Below are 11,952 nucleotides of genomic sequence, written 5' to 3'. Positions count from 1 at the left end.
ACAATGTCTGAAAAAAGCGCAGGGATAGGGTTGTATCCCTGCGCTTTTCCTTTGGTCAGTCAATGTTTTCCTTGATCTTAATGACCGTATCGGTAATATGGTCCTGTGGGACCACCCGTTTCCCGCTCATGTAGTAATCGAACATCAGCTGGATGGAGCATCGTCCCTGTTCCACCGGTTCCTGGCCGATTGTAAAGTCAATCACCCCGTCCCGGACAAGCTGCCGGGTGGTTTCAATCTCGTCATACGAAAGCACATAAATCCGGTTCTGCCGCCCCAGTTCGGTGACTGCCCGGCAGACCCCCGCCCCGCCGGCCGCAACAATATAGATGCAGTTGATGTCCGGATGGTCACACAGCACCTTCATCGTAGGCTGATAGGCGTACTCATCGTTGTCCAGCGATTCAAAGACATCCACCAGCTTGTAGGGGACCTTTTTCTCCCGGAGCGTACGGGAAAAACCGCGGATCCGCTCGTTGTGGCCCTTGATCTTGAGGGAGCCGGTCACGATCAGCAGGTTAAGCCGGGATGGGTTCATCATCGTAAGCAGCCCGGCGGCAACACTGCCCCCGCGCAGGTAATCCGACCCGACATAGCAGAGCCGTTTGGTGCCGGTCAGGTCAGTGTTGACCGTGATAACCGGTATCCCGGATTCGATCAGCCGGTTGAGAAAGCTGCGGATCTCGTGGGTATCGACTGTGGAGACACAAAGCGCCTGACAGCCCGCGTCCACCAGGCCTTGGATCGCCTGGATATGGGTCTGCACATCGTACCCCGCAACCCGCGACAGCTCGACAGTTACGCCAAAGTCCGCATATTCCGCCTCCGCCTGCCGGAAGCCTGCAACGACATCTTCATAAAAGGCATTTCCAATGCCGGGCAGGAAACAGCCGATCTTGAGCGGCTGTTTGCGCGCTGCGAGGATTTTGCCTGCGCGGTTTGGCTCATATCCCAGGTCTTTGGCGATCTGGCGCACATGAACCGCGATTTCGGGTTTGACCCCGGACCGGTTGTGCAGCACCCGGTCAACCGTCCCGCGGGACACCCCCGCAGCCGCTGCGATCTGTTTGATTGTGGCCGGCATTGGACTTCACCTCTCCCCATTTTCACCCTGAAACAATGGGCGGAGCGGCAGAAAGCCGCTCCGCCCAATCCTATTCTACACCTTTTTCGACAGGATTACCAGAGATTTGTGCCAATATGCCTTATGCGAATGGGTTTTCGTCGCGATAAAGCATCCCTTTCGGCTGATTAAACGCGATATCCGGCACACCGAGATAGTCAAAGATGGTATAAAGCGCCTTGCCAACGTGCCCAAATGCCACCGCGCCGTGGTGCGGATACCGCTTGGAGATCAGCACATGGCGGTAGAACCGGCCCATCTCGGGGATCGCGAAGATGCCGATGCCGCCGAACGAACGGGTCGCCACCGGCAGAACCTCGCCCTGTGCAATGTACGCCTGAAGCGAAGTGTCCGCGTTCGAGTGCAGCCGGAAGAAGGTGATGCCGCCTGCCGCGATGTCGCCCTCGAGGGTGCCGCGGGTGAAGTCCGGATCGCCGCCGTTCTCGAGCAGACGGTTTTGGATCAGCTGGTATTTGACCGCGCCTGCTTTCAGGCGGCAGAACGGGGTGTTCCCGCAGTGGAAGCCCATGAAGGTGTCACGCAGGGTGTACGGATATTTGCCCTCGATATCCTCTTTGAACAGGTCAGCCGGAACCGAGTTGTTGATATCGAGCAGGGTGACCGGCTCCCCTGTGATGCAGGCGCCGATATACTCGCTGACCGCACCATAGATGTCCACCTCACAGGCAACCGGGATGCCGCGCGAAGCCAGCCGGCTGTTGACATAACACGGCTCAAAGCCGAACTCCTTCGGGAACGCGGGCCAGCATTTGTCCGCGAAGACGACATAGTCCCGCGCGCCCTTGTTGGCCTCCGCCCAGTCGAGCAGGGTCAGCTCAAACTGCGCCATGCGGGGCAGCAGGTCGGGATACTGGTTGCCCTGTACGCCTAGTTCAGCCGCCATATCCGCGGCCACCTCTTCAATCCGGGAATCGCCCTTATGCGCTTTGTAGGCAACCAGCAGGTCCAGCTCAGAGTTTTCCTGAATTTCGATGCCGAGGTCATAGAGCGCTTTGATCGGCGCATTGCAGGCAAAGAAATCCTGCGGACGCGGCCCAAAGGTGATGACCTTGAGCGAGCTCAACCCAATCAGGGTGCGTGCAACCGGCAGGAAATCGGTAATCATCCCGCAGATTTCCTCGGCAGTGCCGACCGGGTACTCGGGGATCACCGCTTTCAGCTTGCGCAGGCCGAGATTGTAGGAGCAGTTGAGCACGCCGCAGTAGGCGTCGCCGCGCCCGTTGATGAGGTCTTTGCCGGTTTCCTCAGCAGCCGCAGCATACATCACCGGGCCGCCGAACTGTTTCGCGATCAGGGTTTCAGGGGTCTCGGGGCCGAAGTTGCCCAGATAGACGAACAGCGCGTTGCAGCCCGCAGCTTTGACATCCTCGACCGCTTTCAGCATGTCTTTTTCGTTTTCCACCGCAATTTTACATTCATAGATGCTGCCGCCCTTTGCGGTATAGGCGTCCACGATCGCCTTGCGGCGGCGCTCGGACAGCGAAACGATGAAGCAGTCACGCGAGACTGCGATGATACCAAGCTTGACTTCAGGGATATTTTTCATGGGTCTTCTCTCCTTACTTGATGGTGATATTTTCCCCGCTCAGGCCGACAAATGCGCCGTCCTTCGCTTCGTTTGAATCCGGATGTGCGATCAGCCATTTATTGCGGGCGCGCAGGAACCGGTCTTCCAGCGTTTCCGGCTGGATGGCGGGCATATCAGTATTGGTGCCGCGCGGCAGTACGACCGCCACCCGGAAGCCCTCCTTGCCCGGCATAGTTACCGGCGCATAGTGCAGGGTGGTTTCATAGAGCAGAACCGCGGTTCCCGCCGGGGCGGAAAATGCCTCGACTTCACTGGTATCCAGCCTGCCGTCCTGCACCTTCTGGAGCGATGCAACCAGAAAAACCATGTCATCATCCGGGATATTCAGTTCGCTGTTGCGGTGGTATTCCAGACAGTTCAGTTGCTGGTTGTGCCCATTGCAGTAGCCAACCTGCACCGGCATCCCGCCGAACACCCTTTCCGCGACCTGCTGGGAGACCGGCAGCGCCTCGATCGTCGGGTCGCTCGGGACATAAATCGTATGATCAGCCGGTTTTTCGCTCGTCTCACGAACCAGCCTGAGCAGGGGCGCAAAGTCGTAGCCCTCGATCACCTTGCCATAGACAGCAAACTCCTTGTCAAATACGGATTTCATCGGATGGTTCCCTCCTTCGTGATAGCGGCGGGGGGCTCTGCCCCCGACCCCGCAATTTTTTGAAAAAAATTGACTAAAACTTTAGGGCTTGTTTGAAAATAGAGAAATAGACGGATGGTTCGTAAAAAGCGAGCGGTTGCAAGGAAAAAAGCACAGGAATACTTGCTGTATTCCGCGCATTTTTGACGCGGCAGCTGCCGCTTTTTGTAGAAAAAGACGGCTATTTCGATTTTTCAAACAGCCCCTAGATTGGGTAAAAGGAAGCCGCTCCCAGCTTGCCGGGATGGGGCCTGCGGGGAGGGGTCGCTGACCCCTATCCTGCAAGGCGCATCCTGCCCGAGCATCGCGTGAAGCGCGATCCCGGCCCAAGAGCCGCCTGCGGCGGTTGGCCTCGAGACGCTCGCTGAGGCTCGCAGTCCGGGCTGAAAGCCCGAGAAGCGACGGGCGTTGTTTTGGCCTGGAATCCAAAGCAACATGCGCCTGGCAATCCCTCTGCCTTTGAAAAGATGGACAAAACTTTTGGCTTTTAGAGGGCAGCAAGCGTGTGGAAGCTCTCCCGCAGGGCGGGGTAAAGCGACCGGTAAAGCTGGTAGAACGGCTCATACCGGGCAGAGGCTTCCGGATCGGGCTGCTGGGCGGGGTTGGTGCGGATCATGGCATGGCAGGCATCCTGCACACTGGGGTACAAGCCCGCGCCCACGCCGGCGAGGATCGCCGCACCGAGCGCCGGACCCTCCTTGGAAACAACCGTCTTGACCGGGCAGCCGTAGACATCGGCGAGCATCTGCCGCCAGAGCGGGCTGCTTCCGCCGCCGCCACAGGCGAGCATCTCGGTCGAGACGACGCCCATCCCGCGCAGGACGTCGAGACACTGCCGCTGGGAATAGGTGACACCCTCCATCACTGCGCGCAGAAGGTCATACTTGGTGTGGATCGCTGACAGCCCGAAAAATACACCGCGGCTGTTCTCATCGAGCAACGGTGACCGTTCGCCCATCAGATAGGGCAGGAAAAGCAGACGGTTGGCTCCGACCGGGATCCGTCCGGCCTGTTGATCCATCAGATAGTAGGGGTCCACCCCCATGCCCGCCGCAGTCTGCATCTCCTCGGTGAAAAAGTTGTCCCGCAGCCATTTAAGCGACAGCCCTGCCGCAAGGGTGCAGCTCATGACCGTCCATGCGCCCGGCACTGCGGCACAGAAGGTATGTACCCGGCCCTCCGGGTCAATTGTGACGTTATCCGAATGCGCGAATACGACGCCTGAAGTACCGATCGTGGTGAACGCCTTGCCGGTTTCCACAACACCGGTGCCGACCGCCGCAGCGGCGTTGTCGCCCGCGCCGCCCACGACCGGGGTACCCGCCGAAAGACCGGTGATCGCCGCGGCCTCAGCTGTAACCTGCCCGGTGACCTCGCAGGACTCGTACATCTTCGCAAGCAGGGATTTGTCGATCCCGAGTTTATCGAGAATCTCGTCCGACCAGCAGCGGTTGGGGACGTCAAGCAGGTTCATCCCTGATGCATCCGAAACCTCGGTTGCGAATATACCAGTTAGTTTATACCGAATGTAATCTTTCGGAAGCAGGATATGGCGGCATTTCTCATACAGCTCCGGCTCGTTGCGGCGCACCCACAGGATTTTCCCTGCGGTGAACCCGGTGAGCGCGGGGTTGGCGGTGATTTCGATCAGCCGCTGCCTGCCGACCCGCTCGGTGATCTCCGCACACTCGCGGGAGGTGCGCCCGTCACACCAGATGATGCTTTTGCGCAGCGGCTCACCCGCCTCGTCGAGCATGACCAGCCCATGCATCTGTCCCGAAAGGCCGACTCCCTTGACCGCTTCAGGCGCGACGCCGCTCTCATCCATCACCCGGCGGATGGTGGCCGCCGCCGCATTCCACCAGTCAGCGGGGTCCTGCTCCGCCCAGCCGTTCTGGGGCTGGTAGAGCGGATATTCCACCGTTGCCGAACCGGCAACATTCCCATCCTGATCGAACAGGACGGTTTTGGTACCCGAGGTACCCAGATCAATACCAATCAGATAGTTCATATGGCCGTTCCCCCCTTATGCTTTGGTCGAACGCTTTTTGGAGAGAACGTCAAAGACGACCGCCGCCAGCAGGACCAGACCTTTGACCGCCCTCTGCCAGTTGGAGTCGATGCCGAGGATCGACATACCGTTGTTCAGGACGCCCATAAAGATTGCGCCGATGACCGCACCGCCGATGGTGCCGGTGCCGCCGTACGCGGACGCACCGCCGATATAGCAGGCGCCGATCGCATCCAGCTCGTAGTTGGTGCCCGCCGAAGGGGCTGCCGAGTTGAACCGCGCGATGCAGACGAGCGCCGCAACTGCGGAGAGGAAGCCCATGTTGGTATAGGCGAAGAACAGGGTGCGGTTGGTGTTGATGCCCGAGAGCTTCGCAGCCTTCTCGTTGCCGCCCATCGCGTAGAGGTAACGACCGGGGACGGTGTTCTGGGTGTAGTAGCTGTAGACCAGGACGATCACCCCGAGCAGGATAAGCACGACCGGAATACCCTTGTTCTTGCCGAGCAGGAACGAAAGCGCCATCGCGACCGCGCAGATCAGGACCAGGCGTCCCCAGAGCATACCGGCAGGTGCCAGCTCGTAGTTTTTGCGGGCTTTTTTGTTTCGTTCGGCGAGCTGCTGGACCACATACACCGCACAGAGGACCGCGCCAACCGCGACGGTCACACCAAAGATCAGGCTCTTTTCGGCTCCGGAGCCGGGGAGGAAACTGCTGAAATAACGCAGATATTCATCCGGGAATGGGGAGATGGTCAGGCCGTCGAGGACGATCAGCGCAAGCCCGCGCCAGAGCATCATGCCCGCGAGGGTAACGATAAACGCCGGGATCCGCACATAGGCGATCCAGAATCCCTGCCACGCGCCGATCAGGATGCCCATGAGCAGGCAGGTGATGATTGTGAGATAGACGTTCATCTTGTGGTTGACGATCATGACGCCCGCAATCGCGCCGACCAGCGCGACCACCGAGCCGACCGACAGGTCGATGTTGCCGCCGGTCAGGATGCAGAGCAGCATACCAACCGCGAGAATCACGACATAGCTGTTCTGGAGGATGAGGTTGGTGACGTTGGCGGGCGCAAACAGCGAGCCTTTGCCTGCTGCGGAAATCAGTACCTGGAACAGCAGCATGATTACCACAAGCGCGATGAGCATGGTATTCTTCTTGAGAATCTCTTTTGTTTTTGTCATTTGACTTCCGCTCCTTTGCTTGATTGTAGGATGCAGGACATAATGGACTCCTGGCTTGCCTCTTCACGGGAGAGTTCGCCGACGATCCGGCCTTCATTCATAACATAAATCCGGTCGCACATGCCCAGGACCTCCGGAAGCTCGGAAGAGATCATCACGACCGATTTCCCTTCCGCGACCAGCTGGTTGATGATGCAGTAGATCTCGTATTTCGCGCCGACGTCGATGCCGCGGGTCGGCTCATCGAGGATCAGCACTTCCGGGTCCGCAAACATCCACTTTGCGAGCAGCACCTTCTGCTGGTTGCCGCCCGAGAGGTTGCCCACCGGCTGCTCGATGCTCGCACACTTGGTATGTAATTTCTCGCGGTACTCGTTGGCTACCTGGATTTCGAGGTCTTTGTCAAGCACCTTGTTGCGGCTGATTTTGTCCATCTTGGCGAGCGTGGTGTTCTCACGGATCGGGGTGCTCAGGATCAGCCCGTTGCCCTTACGGTCCTCGGTGACATAGGCCAGCTTGTGGTTGATCGCGTCCTGTACGCTGTTCAGGTGTACCTCGGCGCCGTCCATCAGCAGGGCGCCCGAGATATCCGCGCCGTAGCTTTTCCCAAAGATGCTCATGGCAAGCTCGGTGCGTCCCGCGCCCATCAGGCCGCTGATCCCGACCACCTCGCCCCGCCGGACGTTGATATTGACCCCGTCGCAGACCTTGCGCCCCTCATAGAGCGGATGGAATACTGTCCAGTCGCGCACTTCCATGCTGACATCCCCAATTTTCGGTTCGCGCCTGGGGAACCGGTCGGTCAGCTCGCGGCCAACCATCCCTTTGATGATCCGTTCCTCGCTGAAATCGTCCACCCCTTTGACGAGTGTTTCAATCGTGGAGCCGTCGCGGATCACCGTGATCTTGTCCGCCACATACGAAACCTCGTTCAGCTTGTGGGAGATGATGATACAGGTCATACCCTGCGACTTGAACTCCAGCATCAGATCAAGCAGCTTCTGGGAATCGGTCTCGTTGAGCGACGCGGTAGGCTCGTCGAGGATCAGCAGCTTGACGTTCTTGGCGAGCGCCTTTGCGATCTCAACCAGCTGCTGTTTGCCCACGCCGATGTCCTTAATCAGCGTGCGCGATGATTCGTTCAGCCCCACCATCCGCAGCAGCTCATCCGCCTTGTTGTAGGTTTCGTCCCAGTCGATCCGCGCCTTTTTCCCCCGCTCGTTGCCGAGGAACATGTTCTCGCCGATCGTCAGATAGGGAACCAGCGCCAGCTCCTGGTGGATGATGACAATGCCGCGGCTCTCGCTGTCCTTGATCTTGTGGAACTCGCACCGCTGCCCCTGGTAGACGATCTCCCCCTCGTAGCTGCCATAGGGATAGATGCCGCTCAGGACGTTCATCAGCGTGGATTTCCCCGCGCCGTTCTCGCCGACCAGCGCATGGATCTCGCCTTCTTCCACCTGTAAATTGACGTTGTCGAGCGCGCGTACACCGGGGAAGAGCTTCACGATATTCTTCATTTCGAGTAAGGTGTTTGCCAAATGGAATCCCTCCTTCAATCCGGTTCAAGATAGAACCCTGTCTGGTATCAAAAGCGTTCCTCAAAAAATTTTTTAACTTTCCCTTAAAACCAAAAGTTTCGCCCGCCTTTTCAAAGGCGGCGGGGCCGAGGGGCAGGGCCCCCGCTGCCGCGCGTACACGGCGGAATTCCTGCTTGGGCGCGCGGCGCGCCCGCCTGAGAAGCGCATTTTTCGGGTGAATTGCCGTGAAACGGCAAGAGGGGGCTTTTGCAAGAGAAAAAGCCCCCTGCTAAAGATGCCAAACAAGTTTCAAAACGGGCGGACAGAACTTCCGCTCTATCCGCCCGCAAACCGTCCGTTTTTGTTTGGGGACGGTCAGCCCTATTTCAGAATTTACGCCACGTCCGCCTCGGTGTAGTAACCGCTGTCGATGAGCAGTTCTTTGTAGTTATCGACAGTGCAGATCACAGGATCGCAGAGGTAGGAGGGGATGATACCGGTGCCGTTATCATAGGTCTCGGTGTCGTTGATCTCCGGCTCGGTGCCCTGCATAACCGCATCCACCATCTTGACGACCTGGGAGGCCAGCGTACGGGTATCCTTAAAGACCGACATATCCTGCAGGCCGGCGACGATATTCTTGACGTTCGGCTTGTCGCAGTCCTGACCAGTGATGACCGGCATGTTCTCTGCGGTGTAGCCCGCAGCGGTCAGCGCGTTCTGTACGCCGTAGGAGGTCGAGTCGTTCGAGCAGAGGACTGCGTCGAGCTTGGTGCCCTCGGGGCCGTAGCCGTTCGAGGTGATGAGGTTTTCCATCCGCTTCTGGGACTCTTCAGCAGACCAGTTCGGGGTTGCGCACTGGGCTTTCTCGGTCTGACCGGAAAGGACCACCAGCTTGCCGCTGTCCATGTACGGCTTCAGCACGTCCATCGCGCCGCCGAAGAAGAAGTTGACGTTGTTATCGTCCGGGGAGCCGGTGACCAGCTCGATGTTGAACGGGCCTTCCGCGTTGTCCAGATCCAGCGCATCCTTGATAAAGTTGCCCTGGAAGGTGCCGACCTTGTAGTTATCGAAGGTCGCGTAGTAGGAGATCGCATCGCTGTTCATGATGAGGCGGTCGTACGAGATGACCGGGATGCCCGCATCCTTGGCGCCTTTGAGAACCTCGGTCAGCGAAGAACCGTCGATCGCCGCTACAACCAGCGCCTCACAGCCATTCGAGATCATGTTCTCGAGCTGGGAAACCTGGGTCGGGATGTCGTTGTCGCCCGCGTACTGGAGGTCGACCTCATAGCCGGCCGCTTCCAGCTCGGCTTTCATGTTGGAACCGTCCTGGTTCCAGCGCTGGAGGCTCTGGGTCGGCATCGAAACGCCGACCTTGCCGCCGCCTGCCGGTGCTGCATCACCGCCCGCAGGGGCCTCGGACGAAGCTGCGGGGGCTGCCGGAGCCGCCGGAGCTGCACTCGAGCTTTCTGCCGGAGCGCTGCCGCCGCAGGCCGCCAGTGAGAGCATCATGGCGGATGCGAGGATACTTGCTAAAATCTTTTTCATTTCCTTCACTCCTGTTTTACATGGTTCATATTTTGACCGCCTTCCGGCGGTGGGATACCACTCCGGACGCGTGCACGAGCACAAAAAAATTTTAAAAAAACAAATCCTTTTTTCGTCAAACCGACTGAAGCAAAACCATCGTGCACGAGCACGTCTTTCTGTTACTAAGCATATTGCAAAAAAGCCCATTTGTCAACCTCTTTTTAGAGAATCCCCCTAATTTTGGATATAAGCACAATTTTACCCCTGTCAGATTGGTGAAAAGGCAAAAAAGAATCTTTTTTATAAACGCGCCAAAAAAAGTTGCCAGCATCAGGATATTTTGCTATCCCTGCCGGGAATCTGGGCAGGGTTTTGCAGGGGGCTTTTTACAGGAGAAAAAGCCCCCCTCCTGGCTCTGGCCATCCCGGCTGCATCACGCCGCCTGCGGAAGCTGCTGTGCGGATGCAGAAGCGCGGGTTCCCTCCACATACCGGTCTATCTGCTTCTCAAGGATCGGGAAGCTGGCGGCTCCGGTGTCGAGGATCACCTTGTGGAATTCTATCGGGGAAAAGGCTTCTCCCAGCTGTTCCTCCGCCCGTTCCCGCAGGCGGGAGAACAGGAGCGCCCCCAGATCATAGTTAAGATAGTTTCCGGGCGACTCGAGGAACAACAGATAGTTCTGTTCAAGCAGTTCCGGGTCCTGTTCGCCGTAAACGATCTGGAACCGGTTGCAGAATTCCGCAAAGTCCCAGCCGTCATAGTGGACCCCGATGTCAAAAAGGCAGGTGTAGATCATTGAGACCCGGCCGGAACCTGCCATGATCTCATTGGCAGGGTTCTGATCCAGGGCATAGTAGGGGGCGAACTCCTCCACGTAGGTCGCCCATCCCTCCGAATATCCGCTATAGTCAAGTATATATCGGATGGTCGGCGCCTGTAGGCTTTTATAGTAGATGCCCTGGTACATATGCCCGGGATATCCCTCATGCATGAGGGTGGGGAAGAGCGACTGGTCAAACGCCCCGTTCAGGTAGATCATCTGGGGGGAGGAGAGCGGGCTGTCGATCGTGTCCACGACATAGGCCGCCGGAGAGAAATTCTCCTTCATCGAGTCGGGCACCTGGCGGACCTCATAGTTGAGCTGCTCAAGCGGCGGAAAATCTGCGGCGACCGCTTCGGCAAGATAGTCCACGACCTCCTCCGCGGAGGAAAAGCCGCCGTAATATGGTTCAGCGAGCAGATAGTCGAACGTCGGGTTGGCGTCAATGATGTCGGAATATTGAAGCATCGCGCGGTCCATCTCTTCCGAGAGCAGCGCTTTGATCTCCCGAATGGTCAGGTCAGTGCCAACGGCCGCCTGTACCAGCGCCTCATAATATTCCTTCCCTCCCTCAAAATGTGCCAGACCAGCCATCTCTTCGGTGCCTTTCAGCTTCGAAAGCGCGTCCCCCAGCGAGCGGTAGGCATTGAGCAGGTCGTTTTTCAGGAGGGTTTCGTTCTTTTGCTTTGCCTGCGCTTTCTTTTTGTCCGAGAGAAAATCCGCCTGGTCGATCCGCCTGTTGACCGACTCGATCAGGAACGGTTCCCCATCTGCGGCAAAAGTCTCACACTGGGCGATCACCAGATCCAACATCTTTTGACTCATCCCATACCCGTTTTCCAGCCGCACCTTCTCCAGTTCCGCATATTTGAGGAAAGTCTCCTCTGCTGTTTCGAGGATGTTGAAATAGCTGTCCAGATCACTTTTCCGGTTAAAAGTGAAATTCTCGAGCAGGATCGGCAGGTTTGCCTGATAGCCCAGGAAACTCCCCAGATATTTATTATCCAAATAGTAATATTCTTGTAATTTTTTATTTCTTGTAAAATAATCCTTGATGACATCATAGGTGAGCTGCTGCCGGCTGTCCAGCTCTTCATAGGGAAACTGCCCGAGCACCTCCAACAGCGCGTCCGCCCATTCGATCGAATCCTGATAATCCTGCTCATCCGAATAGGGCAGCTCGTAAAGAGCCGTCGGAAAACCGTAGTCCTGCGGGTTCTCAAACAGGACATTCAGTGAAAGATTGTTTGCGCCTATGACCTGCGTGGGCAGCTCCTCCACAAAATCGTCAAATGCTTCGGCCGTCGTTTTTGCCGGCGTACAGGAGGACAGCTGCAGACAAAACAGAACCGCAAGCAGAGTGGAAAGTGGTTTCAAAAGATGGGAATGTTTCATAAAAGGCTCCTTCATCAGAAAACAGTTCGGGGTATTTTGATTTCCTAGACTATACCACATTTCTGCACCGCTGGCAATCGCGGCAGGCTGCATTATCCATATGCTCCCGGCGGGAC

The 11,952-nt window shown here is 57.5% G+C and carries 8 protein-coding genes; all 8 read right to left on the bottom strand.

Annotation, left to right across the window (positions count from 1 at the left end):
* Positions 1-55 precede the first annotated feature (55 nt).
* On the bottom strand, positions 56-1,084 hold the full coding sequence (locus D5269_RS03415) for a LacI family DNA-binding transcriptional regulator (protein ID WP_016317415.1): 1,029 nt from the start codon (positions 1,082-1,084) through the stop codon (positions 56-58).
* 121 nt (positions 1,085-1,205) lie between these two features.
* The gene (locus tag D5269_RS03410) at positions 1,206-2,690 is read right to left on the bottom strand and encodes a hypothetical protein (protein ID WP_016317416.1); all 1,485 of its coding nucleotides are present in this window, start codon (positions 2,688-2,690) and stop codon (positions 1,206-1,208) included.
* A 13-nt stretch (positions 2,691-2,703) separates the two neighbouring features.
* Positions 2,704-3,327, bottom strand: a complete 624-nt coding sequence (locus D5269_RS03405; protein WP_016317417.1) for a DUF4867 family protein — start codon at positions 3,325-3,327, stop codon at positions 2,704-2,706.
* Positions 3,328-3,853: 526 nt separating this feature from the next.
* Positions 3,854-5,377: a xylulokinase gene (xylB, locus tag D5269_RS03400; protein ID WP_016317418.1), complete on the bottom strand. Its 1,524-nt coding sequence runs from the start codon at positions 5,375-5,377 to the stop codon at positions 3,854-3,856.
* A gap of 15 nt (positions 5,378-5,392) precedes the next feature.
* Positions 5,393-6,568, bottom strand: coding sequence for a multiple monosaccharide ABC transporter permease (mmsB, locus tag D5269_RS03395; protein ID WP_120482585.1), 1,176 nt, complete (start codon positions 6,566-6,568; stop codon positions 5,393-5,395).
* Positions 6,565-8,109 carry a multiple monosaccharide ABC transporter ATP-binding protein gene (mmsA, locus tag D5269_RS03390; RefSeq protein WP_016317420.1) on the bottom strand — a complete coding sequence of 515 codons (1,545 nt, stop codon included), beginning with the start codon at positions 8,107-8,109 and terminating at the stop codon, positions 6,565-6,567. The genes mmsB and mmsA overlap by 4 nt, the downstream gene beginning before the upstream one ends.
* Before the next feature lie 372 nt (positions 8,110-8,481).
* On the bottom strand, positions 8,482-9,639 hold the full coding sequence (gene chvE, locus D5269_RS03385) for a multiple monosaccharide ABC transporter substrate-binding protein (RefSeq protein WP_016317421.1): 1,158 nt from the start codon (positions 9,637-9,639) through the stop codon (positions 8,482-8,484).
* Between the two features lie 415 nt (positions 9,640-10,054).
* Positions 10,055-11,836 (bottom strand): DUF885 domain-containing protein, encoded by a 1,782-nt coding sequence (locus D5269_RS03380; protein WP_016317422.1) that lies wholly within the window; start codon positions 11,834-11,836, stop codon positions 10,055-10,057.
* Positions 11,837-11,952 lie beyond the last annotated feature (116 nt).

Origin of the sequence: Anaerotruncus sp. 1XD42-93, from assembly GCF_009917605.1 — a bacterium.
Taxonomy (GTDB): domain Bacteria; phylum Bacillota; class Clostridia; order Oscillospirales; family Ruminococcaceae; genus Anaerotruncus.
This window is presented reverse-complemented; position numbering and strand designations above follow the sequence as displayed.